Consider the following 20,118-nt stretch of genomic DNA (forward strand, 5'->3'; position numbering starts at 1 on the left):
TTTTCGTGATAAATCTTTCTTGTTCTCTTACCTCACGATGACTAAAACAGGCCGCCATGACCGCCCTCAGAAATCTGTTTGCAGGCAAACAACTTGCAACAACTGTGTTACTTATTTCTTCGCTGCTGCTGACTATCGGGCGGGGTCTGACGCTGCCATTTATGACCATTTATCTTTCGCGCGAATACCAGATGGCGCTGACGGATATCGGCCTGGCGATTACCGTCGCGCTGGTGGCCGGGGTGATCTTCAGCCTGTGGTTTGGCATCCTTGCGGATAAATTTGATAAGAAAAAAGCGATGCTGCTGGCTATCGTCATCTTCCTCGGCGGTTTTGCGGTTATCCCGCTGGTACACAACGCCGGGCTGGTGGTGCTGTTTTACTCGATTATCAACTGCTCTTACACCGTGTTCTCCGTGGTGGTGAAAGCCTGGTTTTCCGAAACGCTGGACATCAGCCTGAAGCCCAAAATCTTCTCCCTCAACTACACCTTCGTCAACGTTGGCTGGACGGTTGGCCCGCCGATAGGCACCTGCGTAGTGATGTACAGCACCAATCTGCCGTTCTGGCTCTCCGCCATGACCGCCTTGCTGCCGATTCTGATGATTGCCCGTTACGTACAAAGCCAGCCGGTGAGCAGCCGCGCTACTGAAGTGGAAGACAAGGTGCTGCCATCGCCGCGCATGATGCTGCGCGACAAACAGCTGATGTGGTTCACGACCTCGGCATTTTTAGGCTCGATGGTTTACGGCGCGTTCGCCGGCTGCCTGTCGCAATATGCGATTGTTATCGGCGATACCGGGCTGGCGGAAAAGGTGGTCAGCGTCGTGCTGTCGGTCAACGCCATTGTGGTTGTCGCTTTCCAGTACTTCCTTGGCAAAAACATTCGCCCCGATAACATCAAAAAGATGATGTTCTACGGCACGCTGTTTTTCGTCTGCGGCCTCGGCGGCTTTATGATTTCTGGCACTAACCTGTGGCTGTGGGGCTTGTCTTCGCTGGTGTTTACCATTGGGGAGCTGATCTACGCGCCCGGGGAATACATGCTTGTCGACAACATCGCGCCGTCGGGGCTGAAATCAAGCTACTTTGCCGCCCAGCAGCTCGGCTGGCTTGGTGGAGCCTGCAACCCGCTGGTCACCGGGCTGTTGTTGAGCTGGCTGCCGCCTTACATGCTGTTCGTGGTGCTGATGGCGACAATTGTACTGGCTTACTACGCCATCGTGATCGGCATGAATACGCCGCCCCGCCAGCCCATAACGGCCTGACGAGGCGCTCGTGATTACACGTCTTTTTCGTATTTGATAAAGCCGGATTTCTTCGCCACTTTGTCATACAGCGTCTGCGCAGTGGCGTTGGTTTCATGGGTATGCCAGTACAGGCGCGAACTGTTGTTGGTTGCAGCATGCTGACGTACCGCTTCAATCAGCGCCCGACCAACGCCTTTGCCCCTCGCCTGCGGCGTCGCAAACAGATCCTCCAGGTAGCAGTAGTTGGTTGCTGACCAGGTACTGCGGTGATAGAGGAAGTGGGTGAAACCAAGCATAGTTCCCTGGTCGTCAAAAGCCCCGAATCCCCACAGCGGCTCCTGCGCATCCAGCATACGTTCCCAGGTCAAATCGGTGACACTGTCACTTATTTGGGCATCATAAAAGGTCAGATAGCCCTGCCAGAGCGCCTGCCACTGTGCCCGGTCGCCCGCCGTTAGCAGGCGGACATTCACCTGCCGAGCGGGTTCACTTTTCTGCCGGCTAAGTGCGTCGCGAATAGCCGCCAACCCAACACGCTGTACGCCGTGAGGCATATTGTCCGCGGCAAGCCAGCGTTCAAACGCGCTTTTCACCAGCGGCCACTCGCTATCGGTGATAGAGAACCACGCCGTATCGCGGGTACGCCCTTTGTAGATGCCCATCTGACGGAACACGCCTTCAAAACGGAAGCCCAGACGCAGCGCCGCGCGGCGAGATGGCCCGTTCAGGCTGTCGCACTTCCACTCATAGCGGCGGTAGCCCAGCGTTTCAAACGCATACTTCATCAGCAAAAAGTGGGCTTCCGTGGCCAGAGCGGTACGCTGCAGCAACGGCGAAAACACCACAAAGCCGACTTCAATACTGCCGTTCGCCGGGTCAAGGCGCATCAGCGACAGCGTGCCCAGCGCCTGGCCGCTGGCGGTATCCACCACGGCAAAATGAAAAGGATCGGCGCTTGTTTCTGCCCCGGCAATGTACTGCATAAAGTCGGCTTCGGTATCGAACGGCCCAACGCTGTGATAAGTCCAGCCTCGCGCATCTTCAGCCTGCCCCCAGGCCTGCCAAAGCTGCGCCCCGTGCCGAGCCGCACTTAATGGCTCGAGGCGGCAAAACTGTCCGTTTAACGTGACGCGTTCCGGCAGCGGGCGGCGCTGCCAGTCAGGAAGAGATAAGCCAATCGGCTGTTGGAAACTGTTGACGGTAAAAGACATGCTAACCTCTGGAATTCGATGGTGAATGTCGAAAACTATAGGCGCACAGAGGTTCAGCCAAAAGTACCACAATCGGTGTTTTTTGGCAGACCACTTATATCGCCACCAGCCCCCGGACGCCTTCCTGTTCCATGGCGCTGCCGTGCCCGCGCTGGACTATCTCCCCGCGCGACATCACCAGATACTGGTCCGCAAGCTCTGCGGCAAAATCGTAAAACTGTTCCACCAGCAGAATTGCCATATCCCCGCGCCCGGCGAGGTGGCGAATCACCTGGCCGATCTCTTTGATGATCGACGGCTGGATCCCTTCCGTCGGTTCATCCAGAATCAGCAGCTGTGGCTTACAGGCCAGGGCGCGGCCAATCGCCAGCTGTTGCTGCTGCCCGCCGGAGAGATCGCCGCCCCGCCTGAGCTTCATCTCTTTTAGTACCGGAAAGAGCTGGTAAATCTCGTCCGGGACGGCCTTTGCCTCGCGCCCGGAAAAGCGCGACAGCCCCATCAGCAGGTTTTCTTCCACCGTCAGCCGCGGAAAGATTTCCCGCCCCTGCGGCACGTAGGCAATACCGGCCTGAACACGCTGGTGTGGTTTACGCTGGGTGATGGTTTTCCCCTGCCAGCTAACGCTGCCGCCTTTCACCGGCACCAGCCCCATCAGGCTTTTCAGCAGCGTGGTTTTCCCCACGCCGTTACGCCCGAGCAGGCAGGTCACTTCCCCCACGCGTACCTCAAAACTGACGCCGCGCAGAATATGGCTGCCGCCGTAATACTGGTTAAGCTCATTCACCTGCAGCATATTTGCTCCTTAACGGCCAAGGTAGACCTCAATAACCTGCTCATTCGCCTGCACTTCGCGCAGGGAACCTTCCGCCAGCACCTGCCCCTGATGCAGCACGGTAACGTGGTCGGCAATGGTTTCCACAAAACCCATATCGTGCTCAACCACCATCAGCGAATGTTTCCCCGCCAGGCTGCGAAACAGCTCCGCCGTGTATTCGGTTTCGGCATCGGTCATGCCCGCCGCAGGCTCGTCCAGCAGCAGCAAATGCGGCTCCTGGACCAGTAACATGCCGATCTCGAGGAACTGCTTTTGCCCGTGGGACAACAGCCCGGCCCGGCGATGGCGCTCCCCGGTCAGCCGCAGCGTCACCAGCATGTCATCAATGCGGTCGCGCTGTTCGCCGCTGAGTTTTGCCCGCAGGCTTGCCCATACCGACTTCGCGTTTTTCTGGGCGATCTCCAGGTTCTCGAAGACCGTCAGCGCCTCGAATACCGTGGGCTTTTGAAATTTACGGCCAATGCCCCGCCGGGCGATTTCAATGGGTTCCAGCCGCATCAGGTCGATGGACTGATCGTAAAAGGCCTTGCCGCTTTGGGGTTTGGTCTTGCCGGTGATCACGTCCATCAGCGTGGTTTTTCCCGCACCGTTCGGCCCAATCACGCAGCGTAGCTCCCCCACGCCGATATTCAGCGACAGGTTGGTTAACGCCTGAAACCCATCGAAGTTAACGTTGATATTTTCCAGCGCCAGCACCGGGTCGGTCTGTTCGCGAAAGCGATCCGTGGCGTACTGGCGGGTAAACAGAGATTCGGCAGGCTGCATCATTTCTCTCCTTTGCGCAGCAGGCCAATCACCCCGCGCGGTAAAAACAGCGTCACCAGAATAAAAATCAGGCCAAGGAACAGCTGCCAGTACTCCGGCACCGCCATGGTGAAGTAGCTTTTCGCCCCGTTCACCAGCCCCGCGCCCAGCACCGGACCAATCAGCGTGCCGCGCCCGCCCAGCGCCACCCAGATAGCGGCCTCAATAGAGTTGGTCGGCGACATTTCGCCCGGGTTAATGATGCCCACCTGCGGCACGTACAGCGCCCCGGCCAGGCCGCACAGCACCGCAGAAAGCGTCCACACCAGCAGCTTGAAGCCCCGGGGATCGTACCCGCAGTACGTCAGGCGGTTTTCCGCATCGCGCACCGCCGTCAGAATGCGACCAAACTTGCTGCGCGCCAGCCAGAAGCCGAGGCCAATGCTCGCCACTAAAAGCAGCACGGTAGCGATAAACAGCCCGATACGCGTCCCGACCGCTGTAACGGGCATCCCCAGTAGAGTGGTGAAGCCGGTAAACCCGTTATTGCCGCCAAAGCCGGTTTCATTGCGGAAAAACAGCAGCATCCCCGCATAGGTCAACGCCTGCGTCATGATCGAGAAGTACACGCCCTTAATCTTTGAGCGAAAGGCGAAATAGCCGAACACAAACGCCAGCAGCCCCGGGGCCGCCATCGCCAGCAGCAGCGCCCAGGCGAAGTACTGTGTGCCGGACCAGTACCACGGCAGCTCGTTCCAGGAGAGAAACGACATAAAGCCGGGCAGCCCGTCACCGGCGGCCTGGCGCATCAGGTACATGCCCATGGCGTAGCCGCCGAGAGCGAAAAACAGACCGTGCCCGAGGGAAAGCAACCCGGCATAGCCCCAGACCAGATCCAGTGCCACCGCGACGATGGCATAACAAAGGATTTTGCCGATCAGCGTCAGGGTGTAGGTCGACAAGCTGAACGGATTACTGGCAGGCAACAGCGTCAGAAACGGCAGCGTCAGCAGCAAAACCACCAGCAGCATCCCCAACACCAAAGTCAGGCGCGGGGCTTTACGTCCGAGCGTTAAAGTCAGCGGCATACTCATCAGTCAATGACCCTCCCTTTGAGCGCAAACAGCCCCTGTGGCCGCTTCTGAATGAACAGTACAATCAGCACCAGAATCAAAATTTTGCCCAGCACCGCGCCGATTTGCGGTTCGAGGATCTTGTTGAAGATGCCCAACCCGAACGCCGCCGCCACGCTCCCGGCAAGCTGCCCGACGCCGCCCAGCACCACCACCAGGAAGGAGTCGATGATATAGCCCTGGCCGAGCTCGGGGCCGACGTTACCCAACTGAGAAAGCGCCACGCCCCCCAACCCGGCAATGCCGGAGCCAAGCCCGAACGCGAGCATATCCACGCGCCCGGTCGAAACGCCGCAGCAGGCCGCCATCGCGCGGTTTTGCGTCACGGCTCGCACGTTCATGCCCAGCCGCGTTTTATTCAGCAGCAGCCAGGTAAACAGCAGCACCAGTAGCACAAAGCCCAGCACCACCAGGCGGTTCCACGGCAGGATCAGGTTCGGCAGCACCTGCAGCCCACCGGACAGCCAGGCCGGGTTAGCCACTTCCACGTTCTGCGCCCCAAACAGCATGCGCACGATCTGAATCAGCATCAGGCTGATACCCCATGTCGCCAGCAGCGTTTCCAGCGGGCGGCCATACAAATGGCGGATAATGGTGCGTTCAAGCGCCATGCCAATCCCGGCGGTGATCGCAAAAGCCACCGGCAGCGCAACCAGGGGATAAAGCGCCAGCCATGCCGGGGCAAACTGCTGGAAAGCAGCCTGAACGCCCCACGCCGAGTACGCGCCCAGCATCAGCATTTCGCCGTGCGCCATATTGATCACGCCCAGCAGGCCATAGGTGATCGCCAGCCCCAGAGCGGCAAGCAGCAAAATCGACCCCAGAGAAAGCCCCATAAACGCCTGGCCGAGAATATCCCCCAGCATCTGGCGGCGTTCGATTTGACGCAGCCCGTCAGCGGCGGCCTGCCGCACGCTGGCATCCGTCTCTGCGCCAGCATCGGTTAAAGGTTTGAGTAACGCTTCCGTGTCCGGGTCGGTGGACTTGCCGAGCAGCTTAACCGCCTCCAGGCGCACGGCGGCCTGCGGGCTGGCTAGCTCAAGGCGGGCGGCGGCCAGCATCAGCGCATCACGCACGCTTTGCTCTTTTTCTGCGCTCATCCGCTTCTGTAAAACGGGTAGCAGCTCCGGCGGCGCCTCTTTCTGCAAAGCTTTCGCGGCGTTTAAACGAGCTGTGACGTTGTCACTTATCAATTGATGGCTGGCCAGCGCTCCGGCGACCAAAACGCGCAGCCGGTTGGTCAGTCGGAGTTTTTTGGTTTCGCCCTGCGGCTGGGCTTCGTCGCCCAACGGCGTCAGCACGGCTCCGGTCTGGTTGAAAGCCGAATGCCCGTCGGTGACCAGCGTTTCCTGCTGCAGCGCATTGAGCAGCGGTAAACGAGCGGGATCGGGCGCCAGCGTCCAGCTTTGCAGCAGGTCAGCCTGCGCCGTGCGGTTTGCCGCCGCAAACGTTTCTGCATCCCCGGCGGCGGCTAGTCCCGGCAATATTGCGGCCACAACCAGCAGCAGCCGGGCCAGTGTTGCTAATGTCATGGCGTTCTCCTGAATGGTTTTACCCTGATGCCCCTCGGCCAGCCCCTCACCCTAACCCTCTCCCCAAAGGGGAGAGGGAATAAAAGATTTCCCCAGCTCCTTTTCAGAGAGGGCTTTCCCTCTTTCTCCCTCTCCCTTCCAGGGAGAGGGCCGGGGTGAGGGTTAATGCGCCGAAGGTCGAACATCAGTTGCTGGCAGTCTTCACCGGCAGATCCGATTTCTTATCATTCCCGGGAATAAACGGGCTCCACGGCTGGGCGCGCACCGGCTTATCCGTCTGCCACACCACGTTGAACTGGCCGTTGCTTTCGATTTCGCCGATCATCACCGGCTTGTGCAGATGGTGGTTGGTGGCGTCCATCGTCAGGGTAAAACCGGACGGCGCTTTAAAGGTCTGTCCGGCCATCGCCGCGCGGACTTTATCCACGTCAGTCGTCCCCGCTTTCTCTACGGCCTGCGCCCACATATGAATGCCGACGTAAGTCGCTTCCATCGGATCGTTAGTGACCACGGTATTGGCGTTCGGCAGGTTGTGGGCTTTGGCGTAGGCCTTCCACTCGCTGACAAACTGTTTGTTGGTCGGGTTATCGACGGACTCGAAGTAGTTCCAGGCCGCGAGGTTACCCACCAGCGGTTTAGTGTCGATGCCGCGCAGCTCTTCCTCACCCACGGAGAAGGCCACCACCGGCACGTCGGTCGCCTTCAGGCCCTGGTTCGCCAGCTCTTTGTAGAACGGTACGTTGGAGTCGCCATTGATGGTGGAGATCACCGCCGTTTTACCGCCAGCGGAGAATTTTTTGATATTGGCCACGATGGTCTGGTAGTCGCTATGGCCAAACGGCGTGTAGACCTCTTCGATATCTTTGTCCTGGACGCCCTTAGAGTGCAGGAAGGCGCGCAGGATCTTGTTGGTAGTGCGCGGATAAACGTAGTCCGTGCCCAGCAGGAAGAAGCGTTTAGCCGCCCCGCCGTCTTCGCTCATCAGGTATTCCACCGCTGGGATCGCCTGCTGGTTAGGTGCCGCCCCGGTATAAAACACGTTCGGCGACATCTCTTCCCCTTCGTACTGCACAGGGTAGAACAGCAGGCCGTTCAACTCCTCAAAGACCGGCAGCACGGATTTACGCGACACGGACGTCCAGCAGCCAAAAACCACGGCCACTTTGTCCTGGCTCAGCAACTGGCGGGCTTTTTCAGCGAACAGCGGCCAGTTAGACGCCGGATCAACCACCACCGGCTCAAGCTTTTTCCCCAGCACGCCGCCCTTCGCATTAATGTCGTCGATGGTCATTAACGCCACGTCTTTCAGCGGCGTTTCTGAGATAGCCATGGTGCCCGACAGCGAGTGCATGATCCCGACTTTGATGGTGTCCGCCGCCTGGGCGGCGAAGGCCAACCCGAAGCTGACAAACGAAGCGGAAAGCGCGAAAGCTTTAACAAAGGTACGACGTTGCATAAGTCTGACTCCCCTGAAGAAACAATAAGTGATTAGCTCAGCTTGAATTGCCGGGCCTGGTGCAGCATATGAAGCGTTATCTGACGAACCTCTTTCTGACTGGCGGCGATATGGTCGTGTAGTCGGGTTTGGGCCTCCTCAAGGTTACGGTCCCGGACGGCGAGCAGGATCTGCCCATGCTCGGCATACGTCGCGCTGACGCGCGGCTGACGAGTAAAGTCCAACCTGCGCACAATGCGAATTTTTTCGGTGATCTCCCGGTGAACCCTCGCCATTTCAGGGTTGCCCGCCGCAGAGACCAGCGTCATATGAAAAGCCTCGTCGTGCGGCGCGACGTTCATTCCCTCAGCCAGCGGTGGTTCATCCAGCCAGAACTGTTTCAGCGCCTGCAGCGACAGCGGGAAAACGGAGTCTGCCCGCAGGCAAAGGCGCTTCACCGCCTCCAGCTCCAGAACGATACGCAGATCGTAAAGCGCTTCGAGATGATCGAAATCCACGGCGCGGATCTGCCAGCCGCTGCGGGGCTGTACATCGACATAGCCTTCCTGCTGCAGGGCATAAAGCGCCTGGCGAACCGGCGTGCGGCTGGCGCTCATGCGCTCCGCAATTTCGTTTTCGCTAAAGCGGTCCCCCGGCAGCAGCAGGAAGTCGAAAATTTCCTTTTTGAGCTGCTGGTAGATGCGCTCGGCTACGGCTTCTGGTCGCTTTGGCATAGTGCTACACCGCCTCCAGCCACAGCAGCGCATCCCCTGGCCCCACTGGTCGGCCCTGCTGGCACTGGATCCGCACCACCTTGCCGTCGCACGGGGCGCTAACCAGCAGCTCCATCTTCATCGCCTCAACGACGAGCAGCGGCTCGCCCTGCTTCACGCTTTGCCCCGGCTCAACCAGAATCTTCCAGATATTGCCGTTCAGGTCGGCGCTGACGAGCTGCCCGGCCTGCTCTTCCTCCGGCAGATCCGCCGCCATCAGCGCGCTCTCCACCGCCGCGCTTTCCTGCTCTTTCCAGTGCGCCACTTCGCTCAGGAAAGCCGCCTGCTGACGGCTGCGGAAATTGGCAATATCGTCGGCGTTGTCCGCAAGAAAACGGCTATATTCGGCAAAATCGAACTCAACTTCTTCGATCTCAACCTGCGCACGCCCTTCCCGGAACGCCGTGCGGAACGCAGTTAACGCTTCCTCGCTTACCGGGTAGAAACGCACCTGATCGAAGAACTTGAGCAGCCACGGCTCGTCGCCAAACTGGTCGTTTTTGAGAAATTTGTTCCAGATCGGCAGCGTGCGGCCCACCAGCTGATAGCCCCCCGGCGAATCCATGCCGTAGATGCACATATACATCCCGCCGATCCCTACCGTGCCTTCTGCCGTCCACGTCCGCGCCGGGTTGTACTTCGAACTCAACAGCCGGTGACGCGGGTCGAGCGGCACGGCGCAAGGTGCGCCGAGATACACGTCTCCCAGGCCGAGCACCAGATAGCTGGCGTCAAACAGGATCTTCTTCACCTCGTCGCGGCTTTGCAGCCCGTTGGTGCGCTGAATAAAGTCCACGTTGTTCGGCAGCCACGGCGCGTCTTCCCGCACCGTTTGCTGATAACGCTCCACCGCCGCCAGCGTGGCGCTGTCTTCGAAGGCCAGCGGTAAATGCACGATGCGTGAAGGAATTTTCAGCTGGGTCACATCGCCCAGCTGTTGTTCAATGCCCAGTAGCAGCGTGAGCAGCTGGCTCTGGGAAATACGCTGGCTGTCATAGCGGATCTGCAGCGAACGCACGCCGGGGGAAAGCTCCTCAATGCCAGCCTGCGCCGCCTGGGTAATCGCCTTCATCAGCAGATAAATGCGCAGCCGCAGCGCCAGGTCGAGCACGTTATCGCCGTATTCAATCAGCACATAGTTGTCGCCTGCCTGACGGTAAACCACAGCCGGAAGCTCAGCCTGAGCGGGGATTTCCGCCAGAATCGCCGCACTGGTCGTCGCGCCTGGCGCAATAGAAGGATGCAGATCCGGCAGGCTTGTGCCGGCACACAGATTGGTCACCGCCACCTGCTGGGCAATCTCCAGCGACTGCGCGTGCTCAAAGCTGATGGCGTGAAAGCGAATCCGGTCGCCCGGCTTCACCTGCCCGACTTTCCACAGTTCGGCTTTGGCAATCGTCACCGGGCAGACAAATCCCCCGAGGCTTGGGCCATCGCGCGTCAGGATCACCGGGAAGTCACCGGTAAAGTTCACCGCACCGATAGCATATTCGCAGTCGTGCACGTTGGAAGGATGCAGCCCCGCTTCGCCGCCGTCGGCCCTGGTCCACTCCGGCTTCGGCCCGACAAGGCGCACACCGAGGCGGTTAGAGTTGTAGTGAACCTGCCACTCGGCGTTGAAAAAGGTGTCCATCGACTCCGGCGTGAAGAAGTCTGGTGCGCCGTGCGGCCCGTACAGCACGCCTATCTCCCACAGCTCGCCATAGTGCGGGATCAGCGCCGGTTCCGGGGCCTGCGGTAGGCTAATCGGCGCCGGCGTCGTGCAGGCCGGCAGGCAAGGCTGAGAAATAGCCAGCACATCGGCCACCCGCAGCGTGCGCCCGGCGTGGCCGCCAAACTGACCAAGGGCAAAAGTGGAACGACTGCCGAGATACACCGGCACATCAAAGCCGTTACGCACCGCCAGATAGGTACGACACCCGCTGGTCGCCTTGCCCAGCGTCAGGATCTGCCCGGCTTTCACTACTGTGGGCTGCCAGAAAGTCACCGGCTGATCATCCAGCGTGGCCGGACAAGGAGCCCCGGTCAGCGCGATGATGGCCTCGCTGTGGAAGCGCAGCGTCGGCCCCTGCAGGGTAAATTCCAGCCCGGCGGCCGACGGATGGTTGCCGACAATACGGTTCGCCAGACGGAAGGCAAAATCATCCATCGGCCCGGACGGCGGCACGCCGATATCCCAATATCCAAGGCGGCCAGGGCTGTCCTGAATGCTGCTCCAGGTGCCCGGTTCAAGCACTTCCACGGCCTGCGCCTGATAGCTCACGCTATCCAGCAGCCGCGTCCACATTACGCCAGCTTTGAACTCCGGCAGGCGGACGATCTGGCGCAGATAATCCAGATTGGTGGCGATCCCGTGCAGGCGGGTAGCGGCCAGCGCCTCGTTCAGTTTACTTAACGCCTGCAGGCGGTCATCGCCGTGAACGATGATCTTGGCGATCATCGGATCGTAGAACGCGCTGACTTCGCTGCCGGTGCTGACCCAGCCGTCAACCCGCACGCCCTCGGGGAAATAAACATCGGTTAATACGCCCGGCGAAGGCTGGAAGTTTTTCAGCGCGTCCTCGGCATAAATGCGGACTTCAATCGCCGCCCCCTGAGGCGCTTCGGCCATTTTTTGCCAGTCCGGCGACGCGCCTGCCGCCACCCGCACCATGCATTCGATCAGATCCAGCCCCGTGACGCATTCGGTTACCGGGTGTTCAACCTGCAGGCGCGTGTTCACCTCCAGGAAGTAAAATGCATCCCGCGCGGCGTCGTAGATAAACTCAACGGTTCCCGCACTGCGGTAATCAACGGATTCACCCAGCGCCACGGCGGCACGGTGCAGCGCTTCACGCGTGCTCTGCGGCAGATTTGGAGCGGGCGTTTCCTCGACCACTTTTTGGTTGCGGCGCTGCAGAGAACAATCACGCTCCCCCAAGGCAACCACCTTGCCTCTGCCATCGCCAAAGATCTGTACTTCCAGGTGCCGGGCTTTGTCGACAAAACGTTCGATAAACACGCCGTCGTCGCTGAAAAACTGCGCTCCCATACGCTTCACGCTTTCCCAGGCCTCAAGCAGCGCCGGTTCGCTGTCGCAGCGGGTCAGGCCGATCCCGCCCCCGCCCGCCGTGGTTTTGAGCATCACCGGATAGCCGATTTCCGCTGCCGCCAGCTGCGCCTCAGCAAGGGATGTCAGCAGCGCGGTGCCCGGTGTCATCGGCACATCTACGCCGGAAGCCAGCTCGCGGGCGCGGTGTTTCAGGCCAAAATCGCTGATTTGCTGCGCCGTTGGCCCGATAAAAACAACGCCTGCCGCTTCACAAGCCTCGGCAAATTCCGCGCGTTCGGAAAGGAATCCGTAACCGGGGAAAATCGCCTCCGCGCAGCTCTCTTTTGCCGCCGCCAGTATTTTTTCGATATTCAGATAAGTGTCGCTGGCTTTATCTCCGCCGAGCGCTATCGCCTCATCGGCATCAATCACGTGCTGCGCGCTGGCATCCGCATCGGAATAAACGGCCACGCTGGTGATGTGCATTTTCTTCAGCGTGCGAATGGCGCGGCAGGCAATTTCACCGCGGTTGGCAATCAAAACCTTGCTAAACATAATCCTTCTCCTCAAGCGCCAGGTTGACGAGCAAGCCAGGCTTTCCAGCCGCCCCATGGGGTAATGTCCGTAGCGCCTTCTGTCGCGCACGGTTCACAAATGAAGCCCTTCACCCTGCGCCCGTCCTGCAGGGTCAACGTGCCGATCCCCAACGGGGCGGGAATTTCGGCAACAAATTCGCCAAAGCGCGCGAGCGGGATATCCCACAGCTCAACGGCGATTGGCTGCCCTTCGGCGGCGCGCACCAGGCCCGGCTTCGGCGGCTTAGTATTCGCCAGGGCGTAAAGGCGATAGGTTTCTGCCGTGTGGGTTGCTTCTACGAAGACAGCGTTACGGTCGGTTAGCTGGTGGTTAAGCGGCATCCCACGCAGATGAGCCCCCACAACAGCGACGCGCACGAAGCTGCTGGCAGGTGCCATGGTCTGTTGGTCGGGCACTTTCTGAAACGTTGCTCCGGCGGGCAGATCAAGTCGCGCCTGCCATTGCGCACCAAAATGGCTGAGCGCGGCATCATGCCAGGCGGGTGCGATCAGCGTTATTCCTGCTGGCAGACCATCGGCCCGGAAACCCGCCGGAAGCGCCAGCGCGCTCAGGTCAGCCAGGTTGGTGAAGTTGGTGTAGGTGCCAAACTGCGAGTTATAGGCCACCGGCTCGTCGCGCATTTCAGCCAGCGTGTGAATCGTCGGCGACGTCGGCACCACAAGGGCATCAAATGCGGCAAGCTGCCGCTGAATACGGCGGGCAAGCTCGGCGCGGGTATATTCCGCCTGCCAGGCATCGCAGGCCGTGAAGCTCAGCCCGCTGGCGACGATCCCGCGTACGGTAGGATCCATGGCGTCAGGATGCTTTTCGAGGGTCTCTCTCACCGCAACGGTTCGCTCGGCCACCCACGCGCCGTTATACAGCTGCTCGGCCAGCCGGGTGAAATCGCTGAAATCTATCGCCACCAGCTCCGCACCCATTGCCATTAACCTGTCCAGCGCCAGCTGAAAGGCCTCTTCGCTGAGTTTGTCGCCGAAGAAGGTCAGGCGGTCTGGAATGGCAAAGCGCAAGCGCGGGCTAAAGCGAGCCGGGGCGGTGTGAGGGTTGCTTCGGGAGTAGGGATCGAGCGGATCGTACCCACCTGCAACGTTGGCGACGAGGGCCGCATCCGCCGCCGAGTGGGCGAAGACAGAAACGCAGTCGTTGAGGCGGCAGGCCGGAACTACGCCCGTCGTCGATAGCCAGCCTTTGGTCGGTTTTAAGCCAACGATGTTATTGAACCCGGCGGGTACGCGCCCGGAGCCTGCGGTGTCCGTTCCCAGTGAGAAGCCAACCAAACCGCGCGCCACCACCGATGCGGAGCCTGAACTCGAGCCCCCGCTGACGTAGTCCGGGTTGAAGCTGTTCACCACCGCGCCATACGGCGAGCGGGTGCCGACCAGGCCGGTCGCAAACTGATCGAGGTTAGTTTTGCCCACCACAATGGCTCCGGCGGCGCGAAGGCGTGCAATCACCGTGGCATCTTCAGAGGGATGATAAGTAAACACCGGGCAGGCGGCGCTGGTTGGCATCCCGGCCACGTCTATATTGTCTTTGACCGCAAACGGCACGCCAAATAAGGGGAAATCCGCCGGTGTTTTGTCTCCGGCCTTAATGACCTGCAATAAAGCCTTTATTTGCTCATTAATTTGCTGTTCGCTGGCGATATAAATCCACGCATTATCCTGGCGTGAAACATTGGCCATTAATTGCTGATAAGCGTCTGACAACCTTTCCGGCTGAGGCTGGTAATCGGCTACCCACTGCGACAATAAAGCGACTGACATAAGCTGGCATCCCACCTGGTATACAAGATGGAATAGATAAAGCAATTACGATGCCAGATTATATTACTTGTTTATTATCAATGACTTCATATTAATAAATAAGATTTTATTATATTTAAAGCACCGCGACGGGGCGTTATTTTAGTGCGGGTGAATATTTAGAGGGATATATCTGGCGACGAAAGTAATATCCTCGCCGCCAGATAAGGTTATTTCCCGCTGCGGCGCGCGGAAACGGTGGCTAATGCCGCCCAGTCAAGATGTTCATCGCCGTGGGCCAGCGCATCGAGGTAGTTGTCCCGCAACACGCCCGCAAAACCCATTGGCACATTTTTATTTTCCGCCGCCTGCTGCGCCAGGCGCACGTCTTTCAGCCCCAGCTTCATGGTAAACCCGGCCGGGCTGTAGCGTGATTCGGCGATCATCGCGCCATAGTTTTTATACGCTGGCGCGGCAAACAGCGTGCTGGTCAGCATACCGAGGAAATCCCCGGCGGCCACATCATAGGCCCCCACCAACGCAGAAGATTCCCCCATCGCTTCGATGGCGCTGGCGAGCATAAAGTTAGCCGCCAGCTTCACCGCCGCAGCCTGCTCTGGCCTGTCGCCAAAGCGCCAGGTTTTTTGCCCCAGCACATCGAAGATCGGCTGCACGCTGTCCAGCAGCGCCGCTGGCCCGGCGGTAAGAATATTGAGATTGCCTGCGGCGGCAACGTCCACACGCCCCAGTACCGGCGCGGCAATATACCGATGCCCGGTTGCGCTGGCTTTTTCCGCCATCTCATTGGTAAACGCGACGGAAACCGTGGCCATGTTGATCCAGATTGTGCCCTGCGGCAGTGCTTCCAGCGCGCCCTGCTCAATTACCACGCGGCGGCTGGTGTCGTCGTCGGCCAGCATAGTGATCAACACTTCGCTGTCGGTGAAAGCGGCTGGCGTGGCGTGTATGGTCGCCCCTTTCGCTTTTAAGGCTTCAGTCGGTGCCTGAGAGCGGTTCCAGACGGCAACCTGATGCCCGGCTTTCAGTAGGTTTTCGGCCATTGGCTGGCCCATACCGCCCAGCCCGATAAATCCAATACGCATAATAACTCCCGGCTAGAGAATGGTGCCGCTGCGGGTCAACTGCTCGCGGCGTTCTTCGGCTTCTTCTGTGTGGTGATTGCCTTTGTGGGCAATGGCGATACGCAGCCGCTGCTGCTGGGCGTAGCGGTCTTCCCGCGTGAGCGCTGCGTCGTCGCTGAGTTCAATCAGTAGTTCGTTCATCGGAATGATGATGTCTTTGGCAATGGCGTCGTCTACGCGGCTGATAACGTCTGCGAGATGGGTCATGGCATGTTCCTTATCATGTGTTGCCCCTCACCCTAACCCTCTCCCTAGCGGGGAGAGGGGATAAAAACACCGACGTCCGCATTCCCCCTCTCCCTTCCTGGGAGAGGGCCGGGGTGAGGGTTAATAAAATTTAATCCAGCTTCGCTTTGGAGAAATCACTCCCGGCGAAGCTAACGGTATAACCGCTCACGTTGCTGCGGGTCGCATAGAAGGTTTTACCGTTCGCCAGCGCGATCCACGGCGCCTGCTGATAGTAAATTTCCTGCGCCTGGACGTAGAGCTTCGCGCGGGCGGCCGGGTCGCTGGTCAGCTTCGCTTTCTGTACCAGTGAATCGTAGCTTTTGTCACACCAGCGGGCGACGTTCGAGCCGCTGGCAACGCTGCCGCAGCCCAGCAGGGTATCGGCAAAGTTATCCGGGTCGCCGTTGTCGGACATCCAGCCAAACAGCGCCGAGGAGTGTTCCCCTTTCCGCATCCCGGACAGGTATTCGCCCCATTCGAAGGTGACTATTTTGGCTTTCACGCCCACTTTCGCCCAGTCACTCTGGATCATCTCCGCAATGCGCCGCGAGTTCGGGTTGTACGGCCGCTGCACCGGCATAGACCACAGATCGGTATCAAAGCCCTTCTCCATCCCGGCCTGCTTCAGCAAGGCTTTGGCTTTTTCTGGGTCGTACCCGTAGTCTTTCAGATCCTTGTCGTAGCCCAGCATGGTTGGCGGGATCGGCGATTTAGCTACCGAGCCGGATCCCATAAAGATGGCGTTGACGATGGCTTTTTTGTCCACCGCATAGCTCAGCGCCTGGCGCACCAGCGCGTTATCGAACGGCTTCTTGCTGGTGTTGAACGCCAGGTAACCGACGTTCAGGCCATCAATGCTGTGCAGCGCCAGGTTTTTGTCCGCTTTAATGGCGTCGAACTGTACCGGGCTTGGTGCAGGGATAATCTGGCATTCATTTTTCTGCAGCTTCGCCAGCCGGGTTTGTACGTTCGGGGTGATGGAGAAGATCAGGTGTTTGGTCGGGACTTCGCCTTTCCAGTAATTCGGGTTGGCGACGTAGCGAATCACGGAATCCACTTTGTAGTCCTGCAGCGCGTAAGGCCCGGTGCCGATCGGGTTGTTGTCCACCCGCTCCGGCATACCGGCTTTCAGCATCGCATCCGCGTACTCCGCAGACAAAATAGAGGCAAAGTCCATGCCCCAGTCGGCGAGAAACGCCGCATTCGGCTCGCTCAGGGTAAACTGGACGTGATAGTCATCCAGCTTTTTAACGTCCACGATGAGCTTGTCGAGGCCGACGTCGTTGAAGTATTCGTAGTTCGCCTGCGACACCTTGTGATACGGGTTATTGGCGTCTTTCTGGCGCATGACCGAGAACACCACGTCGTCGGCGTTGAAGTCACGCGTTGGCTTAAAGAATTTGTTGCTGTTGAACTTCACGCCCTTGCGCAGGGTGAAGGTATAGGTTTTACCGTCGGGACTGATTTTCCATTCCGTCGCCAGCGACGGCACCGGCGTGTTGTCGGTCAGGCTGAAATCAATCAGGCGGTTGTAGAGGGTTTGCGAGCTGGCAACAAAGCTTGGGCCAGAGCTGGCAATTTGTGGGTTAAAGGATTCAGGAGAGGCTTCGGAGCAGTAAACCAGCGTGCTGTTGGCTGCCGCCATCGCGCTTCCTGCCGGGAGGAGCGCACTCAGCAGCAGGCCGAGCAGTGTTTTCCCTTTAGACATAGTGTTTGCCTTTTATTTGCTTGCCAAATGGTTGAGCTACTTATTATTTCTCACAGTAATAACAGCACAGCCCTTAGCGACAAGCAAATGACAAACCCTTCCTTTCTATACAATTGTGGCGGTTAAGGCGGGCGTTCAGACCGAAGGCAAAACAAAACGCTGCAAAATTGCTCTTGCCCCGGGCGTAGCGCTGACATCGTTCGACAATGTCTGTTTATTTTCTTGCCGTAACGATGCCTGCTCGCTGCGGCTGGCGAGAATTTTGTTCATCACCGTGGCGGTGAATTCCGGGTGAAACTGCACCGACAGCGCATTGGGCGTGTAGCGGATGATTTGGTGAGGATCGTGGGCCGATGACGCAAGACAAACGGCCCCGGGCGGCAGCGCCAGGACGCTCTGCGCATGGCTTAAAAAGACCGGGAACGACTCAGGCAGATGACTCAGCGCCGGATCGTCTCGCCCTGCCTCTGTCAGTGCCACCGGCAGTTGCCCGACCTCACTGCCCTGCGGGTGATAATCCACTTTCCCGCCGAGCGCGTAAGCCATCAATTGATGCCCGTAGCAGACGCCAAATAGCGGCGTACCGGCGGCAACAACGGTTTTAACCCATTCCGCCGTGCGCTCGCTCCACGCTTCATGCTCCGTCACCATCGACCATGAACCCGAAATCACCGCCGCCTGAAAGCTTTTTGGCGCGGGCAAAGGCTCGCCCAGAAACGGCCTGACGATGTTAAGTTCGACATCCGGGTGCTTTAGCGCCTGCGCAAACCAGGCCGGCTGATCCCCTACGGCTTGCTGAATTTCCTCGGGGGGCCGCCCCATTTGCACCAACAAAACCGGCAATCTTTGACTCATATTTCGGACCTCTGCAGCCATATAATGGCTTCAGAATTAGCACAGGCAACCCGGCTTGTCTCAGATAAAAAAGCGATAACGTAGAAGCTTTAGCCCACAACCTTCACGCCCTGCCCGGCAAAATCACGCCACAGGCAGGTCAGCACCGCAATGACCATCAGCGCCAGGGAAAGCAGCGAAATCGTAGTAAAGCCGTGCTCGGTATAAAGCGGCCCGTAGCTACTGCTGCCGGCAAACACAGCCAGGTAAGTCACGGCGCTGTTCAATCCCATCAATGTGCCGCGCCTGGCCGGGTCGATGGCCGTCAGGCGCTGAATCAGTAAGTTCACCCCCAGGTGGTTCACCAGGCCAAGCACAAACAGCAGGCAGATAACCCCCACCAGCGAACCACCGAGCATCGCCAGGCCCAGGTAAACAAAGGCTGCCACCAAAAGCACCAGCGGCATCAGGCGTTTAGGGCCAAACCGATCCACCATCCCGCTGAGCAAAGCGGCACAGCCGAATCCCGCCCCATAGGCAATCGCCACCCCGCCGTTGGCCGTCACCGGCAGGCCGAGATCCTGATGAAGATGGTCGCCCAAATAAGCATAAATCCCGTAAAACGCCGTCATAAACGCCCCGCACACCACGAGCAACGACTTGATGCCTGGCAGCCCCAGGGCAGACAGCGGTGAAGGCGCAATCCCCGCCGCCGGGCGATCCTGCATGTTCAACCTGACGAGCGCGATCAGCGCCAGGGCCGCCAGACAGCTCACGGACACATACACCGCGCGCCAGCTGAACAACTCGGTCAGCACCACGGAAAACGACACGCCGGCGATCATGCTCAGCGTCCAGCCGGTCAGCACCTTGCCGATGGTCCGGCTTTCACGCCCCGGCTCCGCAATGGCGGCCGCGCTGGCGTAAATCGCGGGCAGCGCGATACCGGAAGCCATACCGGCAATCAGCTGAGCAGCAATAAATACCGCCACGGAAGGCGAAGCTGCGCAAAGCAGCAGCGCCGCGCCCAGCAGCAGCATGGTGAATTTGAGCATCCGCGCCGAGCCGACTAAGTCGATCAAACGAGCCAGAAAAAGTGCGCTCGCCGCCGTGCCCAGGCCAAAAGCCGCCGCGGCCATCATCACCGTCGGCACTCCCGCGTCTATAGACGATGCCACTGCCGGCGCAATAGGCCCCAGCACCATTGAGTTGGCACCGATAACGCCGACGCAGCCGGTCAGCACATACACGGCTTTGGCGGGAGACAGAGACGGCTCTGGATGAAGTTCCAGACACTGGCTGTTTTTCATTTTTCTTCCTGACAAGGATTAAACTTGACTTACATTCGATAAAAACCAATTTTATCCGAATGAAATTCAGCGTCATTAGTCAGGGGCAATATGAAAAAAGAAACAGACAGTATTAAGCATAACGGTGCGGCAGAGCGAACTCTCGATGCCGCCGACCGAAGAATATTAGGCGCGCTGGTGGAGGACGCGACCATCAGCTACGCCGAACTCGGCGAAAAGGTCGCCCTTTCCGCCCCGGCGGTACACGAAAGAGTCAAACGCCTGAAGCGCTCTGGGGTGATCCAGCAGACGGCGGCCTTGCTCGACCCAAAGGCCATCAGCAAATCCCTGCTGGCCTTCGTGCACATTGATACCAAAGGCTGGGGAAAAACGCCGGATCTGCTGCGAATTTCCGCCTACCCGGAAGTGGAAGAGATCCATTCCGTCGCCGGGGACACGTCCATGCTGTTGAAGGTCCGCACCGAGGATTCAAGGGCGCTTGAGGCCCTGCTGGCGCATCTGTATGAGATCAACGGCGTGGTGGCGACCAGGACGTATATCGTGTTGTCCACCTATCTTGAGCGCCCTGTCCAGCCGGGCATTACCCGCGACTGGCCGGAACAGGACTAAC

The 20,118-nt window shown here is 59.1% G+C and carries 16 protein-coding genes; 2 read left to right on the plus strand and 14 right to left on the minus strand.

Annotation, left to right across the window (positions count from 1 at the left end; all coding sequences use genetic code 11):
• The first annotated feature begins 56 nt into the window (after positions 1–56).
• Complete coding sequence (locus tag F3J26_RS06815) at positions 57–1,268, plus strand: MFS transporter (RefSeq protein ID WP_166992594.1); 1,212 nt, start codon at positions 57–59, stop codon at positions 1,266–1,268.
• A gap of 14 nt (positions 1,269–1,282) precedes the next feature.
• Here F3J26_RS06815 and F3J26_RS22770 read toward each other — a convergent pair whose 3' ends face one another.
• The 14 genes from F3J26_RS22770 to F3J26_RS06885 form a co-directional block, all read right to left on the minus strand.
• The gene (locus F3J26_RS22770; protein WP_166992597.1) at positions 1,283–2,461 is read right to left on the minus strand and encodes a GNAT family N-acetyltransferase; all 1,179 of its coding nucleotides are present in this window, start codon (positions 2,459–2,461) and stop codon (positions 1,283–1,285) included.
• Between the two features lie 94 nt (positions 2,462–2,555).
• Entirely contained in the window at positions 2,556–3,254 is a 699-nt protein-coding gene (gene urtE / locus F3J26_RS06825) for an urea ABC transporter ATP-binding subunit UrtE (RefSeq protein ID WP_008459042.1), read from the minus strand.
• Positions 3,255–3,263: 9 nt separating this feature from the next.
• Entirely contained in the window at positions 3,264–4,061 is a 798-nt protein-coding gene (gene urtD, locus F3J26_RS06830) for an urea ABC transporter ATP-binding protein UrtD (protein ID WP_166992988.1), read from the minus strand.
• Complete coding sequence (gene urtC, locus F3J26_RS06835) at positions 4,061–5,134, minus strand: urea ABC transporter permease subunit UrtC (protein WP_166992600.1); 1,074 nt, start codon at positions 5,132–5,134, stop codon at positions 4,061–4,063. Before urtC ends, urtD begins: the two co-directional genes overlap by 1 nt.
• Positions 5,134–6,705 carry an urea ABC transporter permease subunit UrtB gene (gene urtB, locus F3J26_RS06840; RefSeq protein ID WP_166992603.1) on the minus strand — a complete coding sequence of 524 codons (1,572 nt, stop codon included), beginning with the start codon at positions 6,703–6,705 and terminating at the stop codon, positions 5,134–5,136. The genes urtC and urtB overlap by 1 nt, the downstream gene beginning before the upstream one ends.
• A 184-nt stretch (positions 6,706–6,889) precedes the next feature.
• Positions 6,890–8,161, minus strand: coding sequence for an urea ABC transporter substrate-binding protein (gene urtA / locus F3J26_RS06845; protein ID WP_166992605.1), 1,272 nt, complete (start codon positions 8,159–8,161; stop codon positions 6,890–6,892).
• A gap of 32 nt (positions 8,162–8,193) precedes the next feature.
• Positions 8,194–8,874 (minus strand): GntR family transcriptional regulator, encoded by a 681-nt coding sequence (locus tag F3J26_RS06850; RefSeq protein WP_008459051.1) that lies wholly within the window; start codon positions 8,872–8,874, stop codon positions 8,194–8,196.
• A gap of 4 nt (positions 8,875–8,878) precedes the next feature.
• A complete protein-coding gene (gene uca, locus F3J26_RS06855) occupies positions 8,879–12,499 on the minus strand; it encodes an urea carboxylase (protein ID WP_166992607.1) in 3,621 nt (1,206 codons plus the stop codon).
• 11 nt (positions 12,500–12,510) lie between these two features.
• Positions 12,511–14,307 carry an allophanate hydrolase gene (gene atzF, locus F3J26_RS06860; RefSeq protein WP_166992609.1) on the minus strand — a complete coding sequence of 599 codons (1,797 nt, stop codon included), beginning with the start codon at positions 14,305–14,307 and terminating at the stop codon, positions 12,511–12,513.
• Positions 14,308–14,516: 209 nt separating this feature from the next.
• Positions 14,517–15,389 (minus strand): NAD(P)-binding domain-containing protein, encoded by an 873-nt coding sequence (locus F3J26_RS06865; RefSeq protein WP_166992611.1) that lies wholly within the window; start codon positions 15,387–15,389, stop codon positions 14,517–14,519.
• A gap of 12 nt (positions 15,390–15,401) precedes the next feature.
• Positions 15,402–15,635 (minus strand): DUF2526 family protein, encoded by a 234-nt coding sequence (locus F3J26_RS06870; protein WP_008459060.1) that lies wholly within the window; start codon positions 15,633–15,635, stop codon positions 15,402–15,404.
• A gap of 130 nt (positions 15,636–15,765) precedes the next feature.
• Complete coding sequence (locus F3J26_RS06875) at positions 15,766–17,364, minus strand: ABC transporter substrate-binding protein (protein ID WP_166992614.1); 1,599 nt, start codon at positions 17,362–17,364, stop codon at positions 15,766–15,768.
• A gap of 135 nt (positions 17,365–17,499) precedes the next feature.
• Positions 17,500–18,219 carry a glutamine amidotransferase gene (locus tag F3J26_RS06880; RefSeq protein WP_166992616.1) on the minus strand — a complete coding sequence of 240 codons (720 nt, stop codon included), beginning with the start codon at positions 18,217–18,219 and terminating at the stop codon, positions 17,500–17,502.
• Positions 18,220–18,308: 89 nt separating this feature from the next.
• Positions 18,309–19,508 carry an MFS transporter gene (locus tag F3J26_RS06885; RefSeq protein ID WP_166992618.1) on the minus strand — a complete coding sequence of 400 codons (1,200 nt, stop codon included), beginning with the start codon at positions 19,506–19,508 and terminating at the stop codon, positions 18,309–18,311.
• A 90-nt stretch (positions 19,509–19,598) separates the two neighbouring features.
• Between F3J26_RS06885 and F3J26_RS06890 the strand changes: the two genes are divergently transcribed.
• A complete protein-coding gene (locus F3J26_RS06890) occupies positions 19,599–20,117 on the plus strand; it encodes an Lrp/AsnC family transcriptional regulator (RefSeq protein WP_166992621.1) in 519 nt (172 codons plus the stop codon).
• Position 20,118: the final 1 nt, after the last annotated feature.

This window comes from Enterobacter sp. Ap-867, assembly GCF_011752855.1.
Taxonomy (GTDB): domain Bacteria; phylum Pseudomonadota; class Gammaproteobacteria; order Enterobacterales; family Enterobacteriaceae; genus Cedecea.